This is a genomic window from Sphingopyxis sp. NJF-3, from assembly GCF_053514865.1.
The window spans coordinates 2625886-2648284 of record NZ_CM130726.1 but is presented as its reverse complement, the minus strand read 5'-3'; the positions used below and the strand labels follow the sequence as shown (position 1 = coordinate 2648284).

Below are 22399 nucleotides of genomic sequence, written 5' to 3'. Positions count from 1 at the left end.
TCGTCAGTCCTGGCTGCTGTCGGACAGCGCGGCCAGGCGGCGGGTCAGTTCTTTGTCCATGGCGTACAGCTTTTGCTGACGCGCAAATCCTTCATCATCCATCGTGCGCTGGAAATCCGCGGTCGCCTCGGCCAGCCGGGCACGGATTTCGGGCTGGGTCACCAGCACGCCGATATATTCGTCCAGGTCGCGAAGCGCGGTTTCGCGCGCCTCCGCGGCCCCTTCGCCGTCTTCCAGCCGTCGATTGAACGAGAAGTGCATTCCGTCGGCTCTGAGCAGCGTCGTCGCCCTATTATACACTTTCATCGGCTCCAATATGGCAAGCAACCCCTCGCAATCAAGCCCTTCCTGGGCATTTGCGATGTCAAGCATCGCGCCCAGCAGTTCGGCGTCGGCGGGATTGCCGATCGCGACCCGCGCCAGCGCCTCCTCGTGGCGCCGCAGCGCCGCGGGATAGCGCAGCAATCCCCCGAGAAGCGCCGCGACATAGGGCGCGCCGATCCCGGCTTCCCCGATCGAACGCGTCTCGGCGCCCGGAGGTTGCAATCGGGGGTCGGGCGTAAAGCGCCGCCCGCCGCGCTGTGCCATCGGCGCCCAGGGGACGCGCGGCCCGCGTTCGGGCCGGGCGCGCGCGAACAGCGCGTCGAGCCGCTCGCGGAACGCCTCGCGGTAATGGTGGCGCACGTCGGCGTCCTCGATCGCGTCGGCGTGGTTCAGCAGCCGTGTCTTGAGCGCCGCGCGCTCCTCGGGCGTCGCGAGCGGCCCCGCCGCCACTTCGTGCGCCCAGAGGCGCTCAACGAGCGGCTGGGCCTCTTTCAGCAGCGCCGCGAAACCTTCGGCGCCCTTCGCACGGACGATGTCGTCGGGGTCCTGTCCCGCGGGCAGCGTCGCGAAGGCGAGGCTGAAGCCGGGACGGAGCAGCGGCAGCGCGCGCGTCGCGGCGCGCATCGCCGCCTTCTGCCCCGCCGCGTCGCCGTCGAAGCAGAGCAGCGGCACCGGCACCATCCGCCACAACATGGCAAGCTGGTTCTCGGTGAGCGCGGTGCCGAGCGGGGCGACCGCGTCGGCGACCCCCGCCTCGGCGAGCGCGATCACGTCCATATAGCCCTCGACGACGATGATCCGGTTCGTCTGCCGCGACGCGGGGCTGGCCTTGTCGAGATTGTAGAGCATCCGCCCCTTGTCGAACAAAGGCGTGTCGGGCGAGTTCAGATATTTGGGTTCGCCGTCGCCGAGGATGCGTCCCCCGAATGCGATCACCCGCCCGCGCGCGTCGCGGATCGGGATCATCAGCCGCCCGCGGAAGCGGTCGTAGGGCTCCTTGTCGTCGACCGAAATCAGCATGCCCGATTCGACGAGCATCGCGGTCGGGAATTTCTTGAGCGCCTCCTTCAATGCGCTGCGGCTGTCGGGCGCGAGGCCGAAGCCGAAGGCGGCACGGGTGGCGTCCGAAATGCCGCGCTTCGCAAGATAATCGCGCGCCGGCGCGCCGTTGCTGCTGCCCAGTTGCTGGGTGAACCAGTCGGCCGCCGCCTGCGTCACGTCGCGCAGGCTCGCCTGCTCCTCGGCCTTTTTCGCCGCGCGCGGATCGGGAGCGGGGACCTCCATGCCGGCTTCGGCAGCGAGTTCCTTGACCGCGTCCATGAAGCTGAGCCCGCGCTGGTCGGTCATCCAGCGGATCGCATCGCCATGCGCGCCGCAGCCGAAGCAGTGATAGAAGCCCTTTTCGTCGTTGATCGTGAAGCTGGGCGTCTTCTCGTTATGGAACGGGCAGCAGGCCTTGTACTCGCGGCCGGCGCGAGTGATCTTCACCGTGCGACCGATGAGGGTCGAGAGGGTGACGCGCGCGCGCAGTTCATCCAGCCATTGGGGAGTGAGGGCCATCAGTTCTCCTCCCGCTTGCGGGAGGGGTTAGGGGAGGGCATGTCCGCAAGAACGCGTTCGATCTCGCTCACGACACCCTCGATCCGTTCCAACACATCATTGTTCCAGAACCGGATCACCCGATAACCCCGTGCTTCCAGATAGGCCGTGCGCGCTTCGTCCTTCGCTACATCAACCGCGTGCTGCCCGCCATCGACTTCGATGACGAGCTTGGCTGTTCGCGAGACGAAATCGCAGATGAAGGGTCCGATGGGGAACTGGCGATTGAAACGGACGCCTGCAAGTCTTCGGGCGCTGATCTGCTGCCAAAACTTTCGTTCGGCGTCGGTGGCGTTCAGCCGGAGTTCGCGGGAGCGTGCGGTCGGTCGTTTGTAGCCCTTGTCCAACAGGCCCTCCCCCGACCCCTCCCGCAAGCGGGAAGGGAGAATATGCGCTCGCGGCCCGACCAGTTCCCCTCCCATTTATGGGAGGGGTTAGGGGAGGGCATGTCTCGTTACGACAAAGCCGCCTTCACCCACCCGCTCGCCTTGCTCATATCGAGCTCGGATCCGTGACGTTCCTTCACCGCCGCCATCACGCGGCCCATATCCTTGAGGCTCGCCGCGCCGAGTTCGGCAACGATCGCCTTGATCGCGGCGGTCGCATCGGCTTCCGAAAGCTGCGCGGGCAGGAAATCCTCGATCACCGCGACCTCGGCCGCCTCGACGTCCGCGAGTTCCTGGCGGCCGCCCTGTTCGAACATGGCGATCGATTCGCGGCGCTGCTTGACCATTTTCTGGAGCACGTCGGTGACGAGCACATCGTCGTCGGCGGGCGCGGTGCCGGTGCGAAGTTCGATGTCGCGGTCCTTGATCTTGGCCAGCATCAGCCGGATCGTGCCCAAACGCGCCTTGTCGCCCGCCTTCATCGCGGCAACCTGCGCAGCCTTGATGTCATCGCGAATCATGCGTGTCCTCTTTGCGCTGCAATGTGGGAAAGAAGCACTCTTAGCGGGAAGATTCCAAATCCGATAGCTTGTGAATCACTTTTTTGCCGCCTACTTGGTCGGCCGTTTAGCCTTCCGTCCGGAGCAGATTAAATGGCACCAGCCAACCCATCCGTCGCGTCCAAAACCCAGCCTTCCGGGGCGACGGGCGTTCTCGTTCTCGCCGATGGAACGATCCTGTGGGGTATCGGCTATGGCGCGGCGGGCGCGGGGGTGGGCGAGATCTGCTTCAACACCTCTATGACCGGCTATCAGGAAATCCTGACCGACCCGAGCTATGCCGGGCAGATCATCACCTTCACCTTTCCCCACATCGGCAACGTCGGCGCGAACCCCGAGGATATGGAACGCGGCGTCCATGGCGCGCTCGGCTGCATCACGCGCGAGCTGCCGACCCAGCCGAGCAATTTCCGCAGCGTGCAGACGCTGCCCGAATGGATGATCGAGCAGGGCGTGATCGGGCTCGCGGGGCTGGACACGCGCGCGCTGACGCGCCGCATCCGTGGGCTCGGCGCGCCGAACGGGGTGATCGCGCATAGCCCCGACGGCAAGTTCGACATCGACGAACTGCTCGCCATGGCGCGCGGCTGGTCGGGGCTCGAAGGGCTGGACCTCGCGAAGGAGGTCAGCCGGACGGATACGGGCGAGTGGGATGCGGGGACGTGGGAATTGGGCAAGGGCTACCAGTCCCCCTCCCGCTTGCGGGAGGGGCTAGGGGAGGGCATGTCGACCTCCGCTTCGACCGAAACAGGCCCTCCCCCGACCCCTCCCGCAAGCGGGAGGGGAGATGATAGACCCCATGTCGTCGCGATCGATTATGGCGCGAAGGACAATATCTTCCGCAATCTCGTGAAAGCCGGCGCGCGCGTCACCGTGGTGCCCGCGACCGCGAGCCTCGACGAGGTGCTGGGGCATCAGCCCGACGGTGTATTCCTGTCGAACGGCCCCGGCGACCCCGCGGCGACGGGCGACTATGCGGTGCCGGTGATCCAGGGATTGCTCGAACGTGACGTGCCGATCTTCGGCATCTGCCTCGGCCACCAGATGCTCGGCATCGCGGTCGGCGCGAAGACGATCAAGATGCACCAGGGCCACCGTGGCGCCAACCACCCCGTGCAGCGCGTCGGCGGCGATTTCGGGGACGGCGTGGTCGAGATCACCAGCATGAACCACGGCTTCGCGGTCGACGCCGCGACGCTTCCCGAAGGCGTGGTCGAGACGCACAGGAGCCTGTTCGACGGATCGAACTGCGGCATCGCGATCACGGGGAAGAAGGCGTTCAGCGTGCAATATCACCCCGAGGCGAGCCCGGGGCCGCAGGACAGCTTTTATCTGTTCGAGAAGTTCGTGGGTGGGTTGAAGTGATCGACGCGCCGCCCGAAATGCCCGTGATTCAGGATCTGGTTCGCTGTGGACTCGATCGATCAGGCCTTTCCATTTCCTTTGACGATCTATTGCAAGGCAACGTCGTCACAGTAGCTCGCAAAGCTGGCGGTGAAGCATCACAATTCACCTGCATCCGCTCTGCGGTTTGGGGCAAAGTAGACATATCGTTCGATGATGAAAAGTTGCAGTCTGACTATCGCTCATTTGAAGCTGTAGTCGGCTTGGCGGAGGTTCGCTGGGAAGCGCGTCACTGGCTCGCCGAACGAGGCATGCTTGGAAAGTTGCCCGATTTTTCGGTCGGAACGCCGCCGGACAAGATTGTCAGGGGAATAGAGGAATTTTGTTCGATTGAGCCAGGCAAGGCGCTTTCGCTCTATTCGCCGACATCTATCACCTTTCGACCAGATTTTCTGAAAATACCCGCCAGTCCTGAATTTGAGTGTTTGATCCGCGCCCTGACAGCGATCGATCTCGAAAAACATGGGCTGGAATTTGTTATCATCGGCAACGAAGCCGTCGCCCAAGAAGAGCAGAAATAATGCCCAAAAGAACTGACATAAAATCCATCCTCGTCATCGGCGCGGGCCCGATCGTTATCGGTCAGGCGTGCGAGTTCGACTATTCGGGGACGCAGGCGATCAAGGCGCTGAAGGAAGAGGGCTATCGCATCGTCCTCGTCAACTCCAACCCGGCGACGATCATGACCGATCCCGACCTTGCCGACGCCACTTATGTCGAGCCGATCACGCCCGAGATCGTCGCCAAGATCATCGAAAAGGAGCGCCCCGACGCGGTGCTGCCGACGATGGGCGGGCAGACCGCGCTCAACACCGCGCTCGCGCTCGCGCAGGACGGGACGCTCGCCAAGTTCGGCGTCGAGATGATCGGCGCCGATGCCGAAGCGATCGACAAGGCCGAGGACCGGCAGAAGTTCCGCGACGCGATGGACAAGATCGGGCTCGAAAGCGCGCGCAGCGGCGTCGCGCACACGCTCGAGGAAGCGACGGCGGTGCTCGAACGCACCGGGCTGCCCGCGATCATCCGCCCGTCGTTCACCTTGGGCGGCACCGGCGGCGGCATCGCCTATAACCGCGAGGAGTTCGAGCATATCGTCCGCGGCGGCCTGATCGCCTCGCCCACCACCGAAGTCCTGATCGAGGAATCGCTCCTCGGCTGGAAAGAATATGAGATGGAGGTGGTGCGCGACCGCAAGGACAATTGCATCATCATCTGCTCGATCGAGAATGTCGATCCGATGGGCGTCCATACCGGCGACAGCATCACCGTCGCCCCCGCGCTGACGCTGACCGACAAGGAATATCAGATCATGCGCAACGCGAGCATCGCGGTGCTGCGCGAGATCGGCGTCGAGACGGGCGGGTCGAACGTGCAGTTCGCGGTCAATCCAAAGGACGGCCGCCTGATCGTGATCGAGATGAACCCGCGCGTGTCGCGCTCGTCGGCGCTCGCGTCGAAGGCGACGGGCTTTCCGATCGCCAAGGTCGCGGCGAAGCTCGCGGTCGGCTATACGCTCGATGAGATCATGAACGACATCACCGGCGTGACCCCGGCGTCGTTCGAACCGACGATCGATTATGTCGTTACCAAGATTCCGCGCTTCGCGTTCGAAAAATTCAAGGGCGCCGAGGCGACGCTGTCGACCGCGATGAAGTCGGTCGGCGAGGTGATGGCGATCGGCCGCACGATCCACGAGAGCCTGCAAAAGGCGCTGCGTGGGCTCGAAACCGGGCTTTCGGGCTTCAACTTCGTCGACCGCCTCGTCGGCGCGAGCCACGAGCAGCTTCGCAGCGAACTCGCCCAGCGCACCCCCGACCGGCTGCTCAACACCGCGCAGGCGATCCGCGAGGGGCTGCCGCTCGCCGAGATCAACCGCATCGCGGGCTATGACATGTGGTTCCTCGAACGCATCGCAGAGATCGTCGCGGCCGAAAATGCGGTCATCGCGAACGGCCTGCCGCGCGAGGCCGAGGGGCTGCGGGGGCTGAAGGCGATGGGCTTTTCGGACAAGCGGCTCGCCTATCTGGCGCTGCAGTCGGCGAACCTCCACCCCGGCACGCGCCGCGCGACCGCGCGCGGCAGCGGACTGATCCACGATACGGTCAAGGCGATGACCGGCGGCGTCACCGAGGCCGAGGTGCGGAGCTTGCGCCACAAACTCGGCGTGCGCCCGGTGTTCAAGACGATCGACACCTGCGCCGGCGAGTTCTCTGCACAGACCCCTTATCTCTATTCGACCTACGAAGCCCCGACCTTCGGCGAGCCCGAGAATGAGGCGAACCCGTCGGATCGCAGAAAGATCGTCATCCTCGGCGGCGGGCCGAACCGGATCGGGCAGGGGATCGAGTTCGACTATTGCTGCTGCCACGCCTGCTTCGCGCTCGAAGAGGCGGGCTATGAAACGATCATGATCAACTGCAACCCGGAGACGGTGTCGACCGATTACGACACCTCGGACCGCCTCTATTTCGAGCCGCTGACCGCCGAGGACGTCCTCGAAATCCTGCACGTCGAGCAGTCGAAGGGCGAGCTCGTCGGCGTGATCGTCCAGTTCGGCGGCCAGACCCCGCTCAAGCTCGCACAGGCGCTGGAGGAGGCGGGCATCCCGATCCTCGGCACTTCGCCCGATGCAATCGACCTCGCCGAGGATCGCGAGCGCTTCGCGGCGCTGGTCAACAAGCTCGGGCTCAAGCAGCCCGCCAACGGCATCGCGCGCAGCCGCGAGGAAGCGGTCGCGGTCGCGGCGCGCATCGGCTATCCGGTGCTGACGCGCCCCTCCTATGTGCTCGGCGGCCGCGCGATGGAGATCGTCGACGACCAGGCGCAGCTCGAACATTATATCGAGACCGCGGTGCAGGTGTCGGGCGATTCGCCGGTGCTGATCGACCGCTATCTGCGCGACGCGATCGAGGTCGACGTCGACGCGCTGTGCGACGGCACCGATGTTGTCGTCGCGGGCGTGCTCCAGCATATCGAGGAGGCGGGGGTCCATTCGGGCGACAGCGCCTGCTCGATCCCGCCCTACAGCCTGCCGGCGTCGATCGTCGCCGAGATCGAGCGGCAGGCGGACCTGCTCGCCCGCGCGCTCGAGGTGCGGGGCCTGATGAACATCCAGTTCGCGGTGCAGGGGGACGAGGTCTATCTGATCGAGGTCAACCCGCGCGCCAGCCGCACCGTGCCCTTCGTCGCCAAGGCGGTGGGCTCGCCGATCGCCAAGATCGCGGCGCGGGTGATGGCGGGCGAGCGCCTCGCCGACCTGCCGAAGATCAACCGCGACATCGCGCATGTCGCGGTGAAGGAGGCGGTCTTCCCCTTCGCGCGCTTCCCCGGCACCGATCCGGTGCTCAGTCCCGAGATGAAGTCCACCGGCGAAGTCATGGGAATCGATGGTGATTTCAATCTGGCCTTCGCCAAGGCGCAGCTCGGTGCGGGCGATCGCCTGCCGACCGAAGGGCGCCTGTTCGTGTCGGTCAAGGACAGCGACAAGCCGCGCATCATCGAACCGGTGCGGCGCCTCGCCGGCTGGGGGTGGCAGGTGATCGCGACCGGCGGCACCGCCGACTATCTGGCGGGGCAGGGGATCGCGGTCGAGCGCGTCAACAAGGTCGCCGAGGGCCGCCCGCATATCGTCGACCGGATCAAGGACGGCGACGTGCAGCTGATCTTCAACACCACCGAAGGGTGGCAGAGCCTGCAGGATTCGCAATCGATCCGGGCCTCGGCGCTCGCGGCCGATGTCGCCTACTACACGACCGCGGCCGGAAGCGATGCCGCGACCCACGCGATCGGGGCTCTCCGCGCGCATAGTCTTGAAGTGAAGCCCCTTCAGGACTATTATTGAGGCACCGCTCCACTCCCCGACATTGACGGAAACAGCGGCGCAGCCGCCCGGCGAAACTTCGCTGGCGCTGGATTATTGACGAAGGACAACAGGATAATGGCAAGCGTTGAAAAGGTGCCGATGCTGGCGGAAGGCTATGAGAAGCTGAGCGCGCAACTCGCCGCTCTCAAGGCCGAGCGACCGCAGATCGTCGACGCGATCGAGGAAGCGCGCGCGCATGGCGACCTTTCGGAAAATGCCGAATATCACGCCGCCAAGGAACGCCAGGGCCAGGTCGAGGCCTCGATCGGCGACCTCGAAGACCGGCTGTCGCGCGCCCAGATCATCGACCCGACGACGCTGTCGGGCGACCGCATCGTGTTCGGAGCGACCGTCACCCTCGCCGACGAGGACGACAAGCCGGTGAAGTATCAGATCGTCGGCCAGGCCGAAGCGGACGCCAAGGACGGCAAGATCAGCTATAATTCGCCGCTCGGCCGCGCGCTGATCGGCCGCCGCGTCGACGACGAGATCGAGGTGACCGTGCCGGCGGGCGACAAATATTATCTGGTGACCAAGATCGAATTCGTCTGAGCAGCGGCGGGTCCCGCGCGATGAACCGGCAACCGGCGCCGCTGACGACGGGCTTCGCACTGCTCTGCGTCGTCGTTTTCGTCATCCTGGCGATCACCGGATACCAGCATCAGGCGTTCGTCGGCGCGGGTTTCATTCCCGCGCGCTTCGGCGCCGATCTGATCGCGCCGCCGGGGACGATGCTGCCCTTCGCGCTGACCCCGCTCAGCTCGGCCTTCCTGCACAGCGGGGTGCTGCACCTCGTCTTCAACATGGCCGTGCTGCTGTTCATCGGCCGCCAGCTCGAGGCACCGCTGGGTTCGGCGGCGACCGCGGTGCTGCTCGTCGCGGGCGCCTATGCCGGCGCCTTCGCACAATGGATCGCCGATCCCGGATCGACCGCGGTCGTCGTCGGTGCGAGCGGCGCCATTTCGGCGCTGATCGCGGTTTTCGCGCTGATCTTCAGCCGCTCGCAGGCCCCGGCGATCGGGCCGATCCCGAGCCACTGGGTGCGCGCGCTCTGGCTCGCCGCGGCGTGGATCGGCGTCCAGCTCCTCCTCGGCTTCGCGGGCGGCGCGGGGTTCGGCAATATCGCGATCTGGGCGCATGTCGGCGGTTTCGTCGCCGGCCTGCTGCTCGCGCGCCCGCTGCTGCGCTGGCGCTTCGGGGGGCGGTAGAGCGACCCCCTTCTTTCGTCATCCCGGACTTGATCCGGGATCCCGCTTTTCGGCGTCGCTGAGCGGGACCCCGGATCAAGTCCGGGGTGACGATGAAATAGGGACGGAATCGGGGCTATCCGCCCAATAGCCCACCCGCCAACAGCATCGCCACGCGCACATCGATGCCGCAGCCTTCGGCGCGCTTCGCGGCGACGAAATCCTCGATCCCCGCCAGCGGCACGCGGTGGACGACGATGTCCTCGCCGTCGACCCCGCCGCCCGCGCCGACCTTCGTCAGTCCGGTGGCGACGATGAATGTGAAGCTCTCGCTCACCATGCCGGGCGAGCTGAAGAATTCGCCGACCGTGCGCCAGTGCGCGGCGCGGTAGCCGGTTTCCTCTTCGAGCTCGCGTTCCGCGGCGGTTTCGGACGCCTCGCCCGCCATGTCGTCGCCGACCAGCCCGGCGGGCAGTTCGAGGCAATTCCGCTTCAGCGGCACGCGATATTGCTCGACCAGGATCACATGCCGCCCGTCCGCCGCCTCGTCGATCGCAAGGATCACCGCGGCATGGATGCCGCGCGATCGCGAGACATATTCCCACGTCCCCTGTTGGCGCACGGTGATGAAACGGCCTTCCCAGCGCGTTTCGATGGGGGTGTCGGGGGCAGGGCGGGTCATGGGAATTCCTTTGCAGTATAGTGCCGCGTCATTGCGAGCGAAGCGAAGCAATCCAGAGCGGTTTACGCTACTCTGGATTGCTTCGCTTCGCTCGCAATGACGGAGTCAGTTAAATCTCGATCAGCCGGTCGGGCAGTTCGTTGGGATTGTCGTCGCCCTTCGGGAAATGCTCGGCTAGGACGACGCCCATCTGCCGCACCGCCTCGGCCATGCCGGCGCCCGGGTGCCCCGCGCGGACCTGCTCGACCAGCGCTTCCATCGCGTCGCCCCACACCGATGGCGCGACCTTGGCGGCTATCGCCTCGTCGGCGACGATGTCGGCGCGGTGCTCGCGCAGGCTGACGTAGAGGAGGATGCCGGTGCGCCCCAGTGTCTTCGCCTCGGTGCCGACCTTGAACAGGTCGACGGCGCGGGCGCGGACGCGCGCCGCCTTGATCGCCCGCGGGGTCAGCGCGAGCCGCAGCGGCCGCCACAGCAGGATCAGCCACACGCCGATCCATTTGAGGACGCCGATCGCGATCACCGTCCCCAGCCACTGGTTCGCGGTCAATTCGTGCCCCCAGCCGCCGGTCAGCCGGTCGTAGAGGCTTTGATAGAAATCGGGAAAGAGTGCGATCACGGACATGGCGAGGAAGGCGATGACGCTCGCCCAGACGAGCGCGACATCGTCATAATCGTTCGACTGCGCGGCGATCACCGTGACGATCTCGCCGCTGGTATGCGCCTCGGCCGCGGCGACCGCGGCGGTGACGAGGTCGTGGTCGGCTTCGCTGACGTGACTGACTTTCATGGCCCCGTTCCCCTACCAGCCGCCCGAGGCGCCGCCGCCGCCGAAGCTGCCGCCGCCGCCCGAAAAGCCGCCGAAGCCGCCGCCTCCGCCGCCGCCCCAGCTTCCGCCGCCCCACGACGATCCGCCGCTGCCGCCCCAGTCGTCGTCGCCCCAGATGATGATCGGCGCGCCGCCCCAGGGCCGGTGCCGCCGGTGCCGCTTGCCGCGCCGCCCGAAGGCGGTGAGCATCGGCAGGATGAAGAAGAAAAAGACGATGAAGCCGATGAAGATCAGCCCGCCGATGTCGCCTTTGCTCGCGTTTTCGCGCTCGACCTTGTCAGCCGCGGCGGCACGTGCGGCCGCTTCTTCGGGAGGAAGCTGGATTTGCTCGGCGATCGCATCGACCCCGGCCTGGATGCCGCCGGGATAGTCGTCTTCCCTGAACTTAGGCGTCACCTGATCGCGGATGATCCGGCCGGACAAGGCGTCGGTCAGCACGGGCTCGAGGCCATAGCCCACCGAGATGTTCATCCGCCGCTCGTTGGGCGCGATCAGGAAAACGACGCCGTCGTTCGCCTCCTTGCCGCCAATGCCCCACGCGCGGCCGAGCTTGTAGCCATAGTCGGCGACGTCATGGCCTTCGAGGCTGTTTACCGTCGCGACGACGAGCTGGTGGCCCGTCTGCTTTTGAAGGTCGAGGAGCTGGGTATTGAGCGCGGCTTCCCTGTCGGCCGGGATGATGTCGGCCTGATCGACCACGGGATTGCCCGCCAGCTTCGGAAAGGTCTGCGCGGCCGCGGGCACCGCGAGCAGCGAAAGGCCCAGCGCCCAGCCGAACAGCAGCGATCTCATGGTGTATCTCCGGTCTGCGCGGCAATGGCCTCGATCCCGATCGACAGGCCAGCTGCATAATCGGCCTTGGCGAAATAGGGCGTCATCTGGTGAATCACGGCCAAAGCCTTGTCATCGGTCAGTGTCTTTTCCATGCCGAGCCCCGTCGCGATCCGCGCCTGCCGCTCGTTCGGCGCGATCAGGACAAGAATCCCGTCGTTCCGATCCTCGCGCCCGATTCTCCAGCGGTTGCCGAGGCAGGTCCCGAAATTATCGACCCGCGCCCCGTTCAACCCCGGCGTCGTCGCGATCACCATCTGGTGCTTGGTGCGCGCTTCATAACCGGCGAGGCGCTGCGACAACCGGCCTTCCTCCTCATCGCTCAGAATATTGGCGGCGTCGGTCACTCGGCCCTGCATAGCCAGCTGCGGAACGCGATCGCACGCCGCCGATTCCGGAGGCGCTTCCGCCTTGCACCCGCCCGCGACCAGCAGGATCGCGAGCGGGACGGCAAGGGCGACCCGCAACACGCTTACGTCCCGAAGTCGACCTTCGGTGCCTCGTTGGCATTGGGGCTGATCGCCTTGTAGGGCGTCATCGGCTTGGCGCCGTGGACGATCTTGGCGCCGATGATGTCGGGGAAGGTGCGGATCGTCGTATTATAGTCCTGCACCGCGGTGTTATAGTCCTGGATCGAGATATTGATCCGGTTCTCGGTGCCTTCGAGCTGGGTCATCAGGTCGGCGAAGCGCGCCTGGCTCTTGAGTTCGGGATATTGTTCGACGGTGACGAGCAGACGGCCGAGCGCGCTCGACACATTGCCCTGCGCCTGCTGGAACGCCTGGACCTTGGCGGGGTCTTCGAGGTCGTCGGTTGAAAGTTTCACCTGCGTCGCCGAGGCCCGCGCCTGGATTACGCCTTCCAGCGTCGACTGCTCGATCTTCGCCGCGCCCTTCGCGGTTTCGACGAGGTTGGGGATCAGGTCGGCGCGCCGCTGATAGGCGGCCTCGACATTCGCCCATTTGGCCTTGGCGGCCTCTTCCTTGGTGGGGACGCTGTTGATGCCGCAGGCGGACAGGCTCATCGCGGCGACCGGCACGATCATCCAGCGGGCGGAACGAAAGCTCATGGATCAGTCTCCCTCCGGCGGCGTTTTGCCGCAACAATACACATAATAGGAAGCCGCTTGCCTTTGCGCAATCGTCGCGGCACCAATTGGCGGTCCACCCAATTTTCCGGGGAGTGTGAACATGCTGAACGAATTCAAGGAATTTATCGCCAAGGGCAATGTCATGGACCTGGCGGTCGGTGTCATCATCGGCGGAGCCTTTGCCACCATCACCACCTCGCTGACCAGCGACCTGATCATGCCCTTCGTCGGCTGGTTGTTCGGCGGGGTCGATTTCTCGAGCAAGTTCATCCTGCTCGGCAGCGTCCCCGACGGCGTCGCGGCGACCGATTATGCGAAGCTCAAGGAAGCGGGGGTGGCGATGGTCGGCTATGGCGCCTTCATCACTGCGGTGATCAATTTCCTGATCCTCGCCTTCGTCATCTTCCTGCTCGTCAAATGGGTGAACCGGGTCATGCGCCGCGCCCCCGATGCGCCCGCGGGCCCGAGCGAGGTCGACCTGCTCACCGAAATCCGCGACGAATTGCGAAAGAAATAAGGGGCTTGAGCCCTTTTCGGGACGAAAAACCCGCCTGCGCCCTTTCCAAGCGCGGGCGGGTTTCCTATATCGGATGTGCCGGTTTCGGCCGGCTATGAGGATAAATGGTGTCGTGGAATAGACACAGCGGACCCGGGGGCAGTACCCGGCGGCTCCACCACAAACCCGCGCGCTTTCGAAGGGGTGCGCGGGCTTCTGACGGGGCCGAACCAGGATCGACGTGTGTTCAAAGACGATGTTTTCTTCCGGGCTGAGTAACCCGTTAAAGGCTCAAAACCAATAAGTGCTAACGACAACGAAGCACTCGCTCTGGCTGCCTAACCGATAAGCCTCACGGCCTAAGGTTAGACAAATAGAACGCGGTTCGGACCGAACCGGGCAACAGAATCGGATACCAGCGGCTGGGGACGAGCCGGGCAACAGAATCGTCCCACCTTCCTTCCCTTTTTCTTTCCCTCACTCTCCGCCGCGCCGCGCGCGAACGGCGGATTTGCTGCGCTGCGGCAAATTCCGGTGCGCGCTGTCACGAAAGTGACGCGCCCGAGTCACGATATCGTCAAGCTCGGGACGCCATCCTGTCACCGACGCCCCCTAGCGAGCCCGCCATCGACACTCTCTGGGGGCATTATCCATGATCATGAAATCCGGCGCCGCGCGCGGTCTCGCCTTGCTGCTCGCGACCGCATCCTTCGCTTCGATCGCGCAGGCGAGCGAACTTGCCGGTACGATCGCCGACGCCTCCGGAACGCGCGCGCTGCAGGCGGTGAGCGTGCGCATCGTCGAGCTCGGCCGCGTCACCTCGACCGGCCGCGACGGCAGCTTCGTCTTCGGCGACGTCCCTGCGGGCACCTACACGATCGAGGCCGATTATGTCGGCGCCGAGCGCGTGACCCAGACGGTCGAGGTCCCCGAAACCGGCCGCATCACCGTCAACCTCGCGCTCGCGGGCGCCAATGGCGACCAGATCCTCGTCGTCGGCCAGGCCGCGAACCAGGCGAGCGCGCTGTCGCGCCAGCGCGCGGCGGACGGGGTCGAAAGCGTGCTGACCCGCGACGCGGTCGCCCAGTTCCCCGACCAGAATGTCGCTGAATCGCTGCGTCGCCTGCCCGGCATCAACATCCTCAACGACCAGGGCGAAGGCCGCTTCGTGTCGGTGCGCGGTCTCGACCCCGAACTCAACGCCACCTCGGTCAACGGCGTGCGCCTGCCCGCGCCCGAAAGCGACGTGCGCTCGGTCGCGCTCGACGTGATCTCGAGCGACAGCATCGAATCGATCGAGGTCAAGAAATCGCTGACTCCCGACATGGACGCCGACACGATCGGCGCGTCGATCGAGATCAACACGACGAGCGCCTTCGAGCGCCGCAAGAATCTGCTGACCGCGAAGGTCGAGGGCAGCTACAACGACTATTCGGAGAAGCTGACCCCCAAGGGCAGCATCGATTTCTCGCAGCGCATCTCGGACGGTTTCGGCGTGTCGGGCGGCGTGTCCTATTATCAGCGCAAGTTCGAGACCGACAATATCGAGGCCGACGGCTGGGATCGGAACGACGAAGGGCTGATCACGACCGAGGAGGTCAACTACCGCGACTATGACGTCGAACGGAAACGCCTCTCCGCCAACCTCAACTTCGATTTCCGCCTCGGCGACACGACCAAGCTCTACGCGCGCGGCGTCTACAGCCAGTTCGACGATCAGGAATATCGCCGCGAAACGAGCTTCAAGCTCGAGGATGCCGGCGAGGTCTCGGGGAGTGGCGCCGATGTCGTCTATAGCGACGCCGATGGCGAGCTGCAGGTTCAGCGCTCGCTCAAGGACCGCTTCGAACGCCAGCGTATCCGCAGCATCGTGCTCGGCGGCGAAACCGAAACCAACGGTTGGCACGCGCAATATTCGGTCAGCTTCGCCAAATCGTCGGAGCGCGAGAACGGCTCGATCGACCCCGCGAACTTCGAACGGAAATTCGAGAACGAAGGGCTGCTCCTCGGCCTCGATTTCGCCGACCCGCGCCGGCCGCTCTACACGGTGGACGGCGATGCCGATGCGGTCGACGCTTTCTCCGACCCGTCCGAATATGAACTCGACAGCGTTCAGGTGACGGCGCTGTCGGACTCGCGCGACAAGGAGTGGGCGGCCAAGTTCGACCTTGCCCGCGAATTCGCGATGACCGGCGGCAGCTTCACCGTCCAGGCGGGCGCGAAGGCCCGCTGGCGCGACAAGAGCTATAATCTCGAGACCCGATATTGGGAGATGGACGGGCTGACGATGGCGGATCTGGTCGGCGGCCAGACCTATCGCATCACCGACATTTCGCCGGTGCTGGGCAAGCCGGGCGTGCGCGATTTCTTCAATGCCAACCGCGACGCGTTCGAACTCAACGAGTTCGACACGCTGTTCGATTCGGCGGTCGAGGATTATGCGGTGAGCGAAGACGTCGCGGCGGGCTATCTGCTCGGCCGCTGGGACAGCGACACGCTGCGCGTGATCGGCGGCGTGCGGTATGAGCATACCAAGAACGACATTCGCGCCAACACCGTCACCGTCGTGACCGAAGGCGGCGAATTGCCCGATGGAACCGAGGCCGAGGACGACACGCTGCTGCCTCCGGTGCCCAACCAGTTCAAGCGCAGCTACGGCGACTGGCTGCCGAGCCTGACGCTCCGCTGGGAGCCGCAGCAAAATCTCGTGCTGCGCGCGGCGGGCTACAAGAGCCTCGTTCGTCCCAAGCTGTCGAAGCTCGCCCCCCGGTTCAGCATCGAACAGAATGAAGACGGCGAGCGCGAGGGCGAATTCGGGAACCCCGACCTCAAGCCATACGAGGCGTGGAACTTCGATGCGGGGGTCGAATATTATCTGCCGGGCAACGGCGCGCTGTCGGCGGGGCTCTTCTACAAGGATGTGAAGAATTTCATCGTCGACACCAACCGCGAGAATCCGGGCGAATATCTGGGCATCGCCTATGACGAGGCGACCGTTCCGATCAACGGCGACAGCGCCAGGATATGGGGTCTGGAACTCAGCTACACCCAGGCGCTGCGCTTCCTGCCGTCGCCGCTCGACGGCTTCCTCGTCCAGGCGAACTACACCTATACCGACGCGACCGGCAACGTGCCGATCGATGGCGACATCACCGATCTGCGCAAGATCGACCTGCCGGCCTCGTCGAAGCACACGTTCAACGCGGTGCTCGGATACGAAAAGGGCCCGGTCTCGCTGCGCCTCGCGGGCACCTATCGCTCCAAATATCTCGACGAACTCGGCGACGTCGCCGAGGAGGACCGGATCGTCGACAACCACTTCCAGCTCGACCTCTCGGCGAAATATGACGTCACCAAGCAGGTCCAGGTCTTCTACGAGTGGATCAACATCAACAACGCCAAATATTTCGCCTACAACAATGTCGGCGCCCGCCAGAACCTCCTGCAATTCGAGGAATATAGCTGGACCATGAAGTTCGGCGCGCGCGTGAAATTCTGATCATCCCCCTCCCGCGCGTCCCATGGGCGGCCGCCGCAGTCCCTTGCGGCGGCCGTTTCTTTTTCGCGTTCGATCAATAGGCGGGCGGGTCGCTCGCCGGGAAGGATTCGTCGCTCGCCTGATCGACGTCGTCCCAGAGCCGCCGCGCCGGGTCGCGCATCGCATCGGGGCCGGCGGAGCGCGTCTGAGCGAAATTCTCGGGATCGGTTTCGGCGTTCGAAAAGGCGGCGGCATGGCCTTTATGCTGCGCACCCCGCCGCCTGCGCCATAGCGCGAAAACGCCCGCGCCCGCGGCGAGCGTCGCGGCAATGGCGGGCAGGGCGAAGCGGCGGACGGCTGGCGGCATGGTCGGACCCTTTCGTCAAAGGTAACGGCGGATTATCGCGCCGGTTCCCGCACGCGGTCAATCCGTTCCGCGCGCGCGGCCCGCCGTGATGCCGTCGAACAAGGCGATGAGGCGCGGCGCGTTGGCCCGAAGCGAATAGAGCGCCTCGCACCGCTCGCGGCCCGCACGCCCCATGATGGTGCGAAGCTCCGGGTCGGCCGCGAGCCGCCCGATCGCGTCGATCCAATCGCGATCATTTTCCGCAAGGTATCCCACCTCGGGCGTCACGATCTCGCCGTTCACGCCGACGTTCGACGCGATCACCGGCTTGGCGAGCGCCATGTACTGGATCAGCTTGTACCCGCATTTGCCGCGCTCGAACGGCGAATCGGTAAGCGGCATGATGCCGACGTCGATTCCATTGAGCAGCGCGACTTCGGTATCCGCGGTCCAAGGCTGGCTGTCGATGGGGAAATCGGCGCCCGACAAGGGGGCGATGCCGATCGTGCGGAGCGAAAAGGGGCTCGAGCGCGATGCCGCGTTCAATATCGGGACGATGGTCTGAAGCAGGCGCGCTGTCGCGGGCGACCCGATCCAGCCGATGACGAACTTTCCGGAACAGGATCGGGCGGGGAGGGGCGTCGCCGCCGCGTCATATCGATCGGTGTCGACCACGGTCGGCAGGATCATCACCTTTGCGGCGCCGTGGCTGTTTGCATAGTCGGCAAGATAGCGATTGCCGGCGGTGATCGCGGCCGATCTTTTCAGTAGCGGATCGAATTTGTTCGACAACAGCCCCCGGATCAGGGGATTCCCGCTTTGATCATAATTGTGGAAGACGGCGTCGTCGAAATCGACGACATAGGGCACGCCGGCAAGGCCGGCCAGCCGCTCAAAAAGACCGGGCGCGAAGGGGAGAAGGTCCTTCTCGATCCACAGAAGATCGAAGTTGCGCGCCTTGCGCAGCGCGGCGAGACGCCGTCCGAAGGCGCCGGCGACGTGGCGGAGGGGGCGTCCGCCCCCTGCGTACAGGTTTTGAAGATAGGCGTCGTCGAAGAAGGGAGAGGATGTGAGAGTGTAGCCGCCCTCTCGAAGCAAATCTTCATAGAGCGCAAAGCGCACCCGGCTGCTCGCTCCCATCGGGCCGTAGCGCGTCAGCGCGAGGATCGTTTTCACAGGCTCATCTTTCGCTTCCGATGCCAACGAAACCGACCACAGCGCGACGATGATGTCGAGATCCGCCGTTTCGGCGCGCCAGCCTGCCGACGGGTAGGCGCGAACGGCCATTAGCCATATCGAAAAGACTGGCAAATTCAATTTTTTGGCCTAGACGACCCTTCTGACTGTCAGCCGGGGGGGTGACTGCAATGTGCGGGATAGCGGGATTCTGGCGTCCATCGGGTCTGAGCGCGGACGCGCCGTCGATCGTCCAGGCCATGACGGGAGCAATTCGGTGGCGCGGCCCCGATGCCGACGGAATCTGGATCGATCCCGAAAAGGGCATCGCGCTCGGGCATCGCCGTCTGTCGATCATAGATCTGTCGCCGGGCGGAGCGCAGCCGATGAAATCGGCCGATGGGCGCTATATGATCGCCTACAATGGCGAAATCTATAATTTCGAGGATATTCGCACCCGGCTCGAAGCCGCAGGACAGGCGCCGGCATGGCGCGGGCACTCGGACACCGAGGTTCTGCTCGCCGCTCTCTCGGCATGGGGGCTCGATGCTACGCTCGACGCGCTGAACGGCATGTTCGCCTTTGCCCTATGGGATCGGCAGAGGGACGAACTGTCGCTCGCGCGCGACCGGATGGGCGAAAAGCCGCTCTATTATGGTTGGACCGGACATGGCGACGCGCGAACGCTGATGTTCGCGTCGGACCTGGCGGCGTTGCACGCGCATCCAAATTTCAGGCCGGTGGTCGATCCCGATGCAGTGGCCCTCTTGCTGCGTTACGGGCATATTCCCGACCCGCATTCAATCTATCGGGGCGTCGCCAAACTGCGGCCAGGCAGCCGCTTGGTGATCGACCGCGAAGGGACGGAGGCGGCCCGGGCATATTGGGACAGCCTAGGGGAATATGCCGAGGCGGCCGGAAGCAGGCGGTTCCGCGGTGATGCGGAGGAGGCGGTCGATCAGCTCGAAAAGCTTCTGGGTGCGGCGATCGCGCGTCAGTCGGTGGCCGACGTGCCGCTTGGCACCTTCCTGTCGGGCGGGGTGGACTCGTCCGCGGTGACCGCGCTGCTGCAGGCGCACAGCAGCCGCCCGGTCAAGAGCTTTTCGATTGGCTTTTCCGAAAGCGCCTACGACGAATCGCCGCACGCGCGGGCGGTTGCGGCGCATTTGGGCACCGATCACCAGCAATTGATCGTCGTGCCCGCCGATGCGCAGGCGGTGATCCCCTCGCTGCCCGAAATCTACAGCGAACCGTTCGCAGATTCATCGCAGATTCCCACATATCTCGTGGCGCGCATGGCGCGAGAACAGGTTTCGGTGGCGCTTTCCGGCGATGGGGGCGACGAATTGTTCGCGGGCTATAACCGCCATGTCCATGCGCAACGGAACTGGCCGCGGATCGCGCGCGTGCCGCGCATGTTGCGCCGCATGGCGGGCGGCATGATAAGCTCGGTTCCCCCCAGCACATGGGACGCCACCTTGGGCCGTCTGCTGGCGAAGCGTATGCGGGGCGTCGGCGACAAGCTGCACAAGACGGCAGGGGCGATCTCGGCGCCGGATGGCGATGCGCTCTATTCGGCGCTGATCAGCCTGAATCGCGATACCGCCCGCCTTTTGCCGGACGGCGGTGCGAGCGACGGTTTTGAAGGCCACGACCTTTCCAGGATCGCGCATCTGCCGCTCGCGGATCGGATGATGGCGAGGGACGCCATCCATTATTTGCCCGGCGATATCCTGACGAAGGTCGACCGCGCCGCAATGGCCGTTTCGCTGGAAACGCGCGTGCCGATGCTGGACGTCGACGTCATCCGCTTTGCCTGGAGCCTGCCGCTCGAAATGAAGCTGCGCGACGGCACCAGCAAATGGCCGCTCCGCGAATTGCTCTACCGCCATGTTCCGCGCCATTTGATCGAGCGCCCCAAGCAGGGCTTCGGCGTACCCATCCAGGACTGGCTGCGCGGTCCGCTGCGGCCATGGGCCGAAGCGCTGCTGTTCGATGCCAGCAATGCGATCGACGATTATTTCGACCGGCGCGCGGTCCGGGCGCTTTGGCAGCGGCATTTGTCGGGGACCAGCAACCTCCAGCACCAGCTTTGGCCGATCCTGATGTTCCAGGGATGGCGAGCCGCCGGCGCCGGATGGTCCCGGTCGAGGGGCACGGTGCCGGACAACCCCGTTTCCGATATGGTGGCCTGACCGCGCCGCCGCGGCTTCGCATTTTCTCCGCGGTGCTTCGCTCACCTTGTGCGGCGTCCGAATCGATCCTAGCCTTGCGCGGGTCCGGCAGCCGGGACTGCGGACGCGAACTGTGGAGAGGATGGTTGGTGGCGAACGACAAGATGATGGACGCGGTGGTGCCGCTCGACCCCGCCTGGCCGAAGATGTCGCTCGCCGACGCGACTGCCGCGCTGACCGCGCCCGGCGCGCGGTTCGAGATGGACATAGCGGAGATCGGCGGTATCCCGACCCGCGTCTGGAAGAATGCGCCCCATGACCTCGGCGTCCTGCTCGACCTGTCGCGCACCCACGGCGAGCGGCTGTTCACCATCCTCGACGACGAGCGCGTGAGCTTCGAGGCGAACTATCGCGCCACCGCCGCGCTTGCGCGGGCGCTGCAGGACCTCGGAGTGGGCAAGGGCGACCGCGTCGCCTTCGCGATGCGCAACCTGCCCGAATGGCCGATGATCTTCTTCGCGATCACCTCGATCGGCGCGATCGCGGTGCCGCTCAATGCCTGGTGGACCGGCGGCGAGCTCGCCTATGGCATCCGGGATTCGGGGGCGAAGCTGCTGATCGTCGACGGCGAGCGCCACGAGCGGCTCCGTGAGCATCTGGGCGCGATGCCCGACGTCGAGCGGCTGATCGTCGCGCGCGCCGGCGCGGCGATCGCGGGCACGACGGCGCTCGAGGATATCGTCGGCACGCCGCATGGCTGGGCCCGGCTCCCGGACGGCGACCGTCCCCGCGTCGAGCTCGCCAGCGACGATGACGCCGCGATCTTCTACACCAGCGGAACGACGGGCCAGCCCAAGGGCGCGCTGGGCACGCACCGCAACATGGCGACCAACATCCTGTCGGGCGGCTTTTCGGCGGCGCGCAGCTTCCTGCGCCGCGGCGAGCCGGTGCCCGAACCCGCGCCGCGCACGACGCTGACCGTCATCCCCATGTTCCACGTCACCGCCTGTTCGGCGATGCTGATGGGGGCGATGGCGGCGGGCAACACCACCATCTTCATGCGCAAATGGGATGCGGCGCGCGCGATGGAGATCATCGAGCGCGAGAAGGTCAATGTGACCGGCGGCGTCCCGACGATCGCGTGGCAGCTCCTCGAGCATCCCGACCGCGCGAAATATGATCTCTCTTCGCTGGAAGCGATCGCCTATGGCGGTGCGCCCTCGGCGCCCGAACTGGTGAAGCGCATCTACGAAGAGTTCGGCGCGCTCCCCGGCAACGGCTGGGGGATGACCGAGACGATGGCGACGGTGACCTCGCACGGCGCCGAGGATTATCTCGCGCGCCCGACCAGCGCCGGGCCGCCGGTCGCGGTCGCCGACCTCGAGATCCGGGCCGAAGACGGAGTGACCGTGCTGCCGGCGGGCGCAGTGGGCGAGCTTTGGGCGCGCGGGCCGATGATCGTGAAGGGCTATTGGAACAAGGCGCAAGCCACCGCCGAAACCTTCGTCGACGGCTGGGTGCGCACCGGCGACCTCGCGCGGCTCGACGAGGAGGGCTTTGTTTATATCGTCGACCGCGCCAAGGACATGGTGCTGCGCGGCGGCGAAAATATCTATTCGTCGGAGGTCGAGAATGTCCTCTACGAGCATCCCGCGGTGACCGACTGCGCGGTCATCGGCATCCCGCACCGGACGCTGGGCGAGGAGCCCGCCGCGGTCGTCCACCTCGCCCCCGGCATGACCGCGACCGAGGCCGAACTGCAGGACTGGGTGCGCGCGCGGCTGGCGGCGTTCAAGGTGCCGGTCGCGATCCGCTTCGTCGCCGAGACGCTGCCGCGTAACGCCAATGGCAAGATTCTGAAGAAGGATCTGAAGCCGCTGTTCGCGGATCGGGAGATGGCGGCTTAGACGAGCTGACCTTGCTAGTCTCGTCACCCTGAACTTGTTTTCAGGGTCCATGGCCTGCCCGCTGATGA

At 65.4% G+C, this 22399-nt stretch carries 19 protein-coding genes and 1 other RNA gene; 10 read left to right on the top strand and 10 right to left on the bottom strand.

The genetic code is table 11. The features are described from left to right. Window positions 1-3 precede the first annotated feature (3 nt). The 3 genes from dnaG to ACOTSS_RS12765 form a co-directional block, all read right to left on the bottom strand. Window positions 4-1884 (bottom strand): DNA primase, encoded by a 1881-nt coding sequence (dnaG, locus tag ACOTSS_RS12775; RefSeq protein ID WP_448688514.1) that lies wholly within the window; start codon window positions 1882-1884, stop codon window positions 4-6. After that, on the bottom strand, window positions 1884-2270 hold the full coding sequence (locus ACOTSS_RS12770) for an endonuclease domain-containing protein (protein WP_448688513.1): 387 nt from the start codon (window positions 2268-2270) through the stop codon (window positions 1884-1886). The genes dnaG and ACOTSS_RS12770 overlap by 1 nt, the downstream gene beginning before the upstream one ends. Before the next feature lie 107 nt (window positions 2271-2377). Continuing rightward, on the bottom strand, window positions 2378-2830 hold the full coding sequence (locus ACOTSS_RS12765; protein WP_448688512.1) for a GatB/YqeY domain-containing protein: 453 nt from the start codon (window positions 2828-2830) through the stop codon (window positions 2378-2380). A 132-nt stretch (window positions 2831-2962) separates the two neighbouring features. Between ACOTSS_RS12765 and carA the strand changes: the two genes are divergently transcribed. The 5 genes from carA to ACOTSS_RS12740 all read left to right on the top strand — a co-directional run bounded on the left by carA (window position 2963) and on the right by ACOTSS_RS12740 (window position 9343). After that, entirely contained in the window at window positions 2963-4234 is a 1272-nt protein-coding gene (carA, locus tag ACOTSS_RS12760; protein ID WP_448688511.1) for a glutamine-hydrolyzing carbamoyl-phosphate synthase small subunit, read from the top strand. Then, complete coding sequence (locus tag ACOTSS_RS12755) at window positions 4231-4794, top strand: hypothetical protein (RefSeq protein ID WP_448688510.1); 564 nt, start codon at window positions 4231-4233, stop codon at window positions 4792-4794. The genes carA and ACOTSS_RS12755 overlap by 4 nt, the downstream gene beginning before the upstream one ends. After that, window positions 4794-8114 (top strand): carbamoyl-phosphate synthase large subunit, encoded by a 3321-nt coding sequence (carB, locus tag ACOTSS_RS12750; protein ID WP_448688509.1) that lies wholly within the window; start codon window positions 4794-4796, stop codon window positions 8112-8114. The genes ACOTSS_RS12755 and carB overlap by 1 nt, the downstream gene beginning before the upstream one ends. Before the next feature lie 96 nt (window positions 8115-8210). Continuing rightward, window positions 8211-8687, top strand: a complete 477-nt coding sequence (greA, locus tag ACOTSS_RS12745; RefSeq protein ID WP_095385434.1) for a transcription elongation factor GreA — start codon at window positions 8211-8213, stop codon at window positions 8685-8687. A 20-nt stretch (window positions 8688-8707) separates the two neighbouring features. Then, on the top strand, window positions 8708-9343 hold the full coding sequence (locus ACOTSS_RS12740) for a rhomboid family intramembrane serine protease (RefSeq protein ID WP_448688508.1): 636 nt from the start codon (window positions 8708-8710) through the stop codon (window positions 9341-9343). A gap of 115 nt (window positions 9344-9458) precedes the next feature. On the opposite strand, the gene ACOTSS_RS12735 is transcribed toward ACOTSS_RS12740, so the two are convergent. The 5 genes from ACOTSS_RS12735 to ACOTSS_RS12715 form a co-directional block, all read right to left on the bottom strand. Then, window positions 9459-10004 carry an NUDIX hydrolase gene (locus ACOTSS_RS12735; protein ID WP_448688507.1) on the bottom strand — a complete coding sequence of 182 codons (546 nt, stop codon included), beginning with the start codon at window positions 10002-10004 and terminating at the stop codon, window positions 9459-9461. A gap of 109 nt (window positions 10005-10113) precedes the next feature. Further along, window positions 10114-10794, bottom strand: a complete 681-nt coding sequence (locus ACOTSS_RS12730) for a TPM domain-containing protein (protein ID WP_448688506.1) — start codon at window positions 10792-10794, stop codon at window positions 10114-10116. Window positions 10795-10806: 12 nt separating this feature from the next. Continuing rightward, window positions 10807-11625 carry a TPM domain-containing protein gene (locus ACOTSS_RS12725; RefSeq protein ID WP_448688505.1) on the bottom strand — a complete coding sequence of 273 codons (819 nt, stop codon included), beginning with the start codon at window positions 11623-11625 and terminating at the stop codon, window positions 10807-10809. Then, window positions 11622-12134, bottom strand: coding sequence for a TPM domain-containing protein (locus ACOTSS_RS12720; protein WP_448688504.1), 513 nt, complete (start codon window positions 12132-12134; stop codon window positions 11622-11624). The genes ACOTSS_RS12725 and ACOTSS_RS12720 overlap by 4 nt, the downstream gene beginning before the upstream one ends. Window positions 12135-12136: 2 nt before the next feature. Then, a complete protein-coding gene (locus tag ACOTSS_RS12715; protein ID WP_448688503.1) occupies window positions 12137-12733 on the bottom strand; it encodes a LemA family protein in 597 nt (198 codons plus the stop codon). A 121-nt stretch (window positions 12734-12854) separates the two neighbouring features. Here ACOTSS_RS12715 and mscL point away from each other — a divergent pair, with 121 nt between their 5' ends. From mscL to ACOTSS_RS12700, 3 genes are all read left to right on the top strand, one after another. Next, window positions 12855-13271 carry a large conductance mechanosensitive channel protein MscL gene (gene mscL, locus ACOTSS_RS12710; RefSeq protein WP_448688502.1) on the top strand — a complete coding sequence of 139 codons (417 nt, stop codon included), beginning with the start codon at window positions 12855-12857 and terminating at the stop codon, window positions 13269-13271. Window positions 13272-13309: 38 nt separating this feature from the next. Beyond that, window positions 13310-13667: a transfer-messenger RNA gene (gene ssrA, locus ACOTSS_RS12705) on the top strand. Between the two features lie 235 nt (window positions 13668-13902). After that, window positions 13903-16749, top strand: a complete 2847-nt coding sequence (locus ACOTSS_RS12700) for a TonB-dependent receptor (RefSeq protein ID WP_448688501.1) — start codon at window positions 13903-13905, stop codon at window positions 16747-16749. Between the two features lie 73 nt (window positions 16750-16822). On the opposite strand, the gene ACOTSS_RS12695 is transcribed toward ACOTSS_RS12700, so the two are convergent. Both ACOTSS_RS12695 and ACOTSS_RS12690 read right to left on the bottom strand, forming a co-directional pair. Beyond that, window positions 16823-17095 carry a hypothetical protein gene (locus ACOTSS_RS12695; RefSeq protein ID WP_448688500.1) on the bottom strand — a complete coding sequence of 91 codons (273 nt, stop codon included), beginning with the start codon at window positions 17093-17095 and terminating at the stop codon, window positions 16823-16825. 57 nt (window positions 17096-17152) lie between these two features. Continuing rightward, the gene (locus ACOTSS_RS12690; protein ID WP_448688499.1) at window positions 17153-18361 is read right to left on the bottom strand and encodes a glycosyltransferase family 4 protein; all 1209 of its coding nucleotides are present in this window, start codon (window positions 18359-18361) and stop codon (window positions 17153-17155) included. A gap of 80 nt (window positions 18362-18441) precedes the next feature. On the opposite strand from ACOTSS_RS12690, the gene asnB reads away from it, so the two are divergent. Continuing rightward, window positions 18442-20445 carry an asparagine synthase (glutamine-hydrolyzing) gene (gene asnB / locus ACOTSS_RS12685; protein WP_448688498.1) on the top strand — a complete coding sequence of 668 codons (2004 nt, stop codon included), beginning with the start codon at window positions 18442-18444 and terminating at the stop codon, window positions 20443-20445. Window positions 20446-20591: 146 nt separating this feature from the next. Then, window positions 20592-22331 (top strand): class I adenylate-forming enzyme family protein, encoded by a 1740-nt coding sequence (locus tag ACOTSS_RS12680; protein WP_448691346.1) that lies wholly within the window; start codon window positions 20592-20594, stop codon window positions 22329-22331. The last annotated feature ends 68 nt before the right edge of the window (window positions 22332-22399 follow it).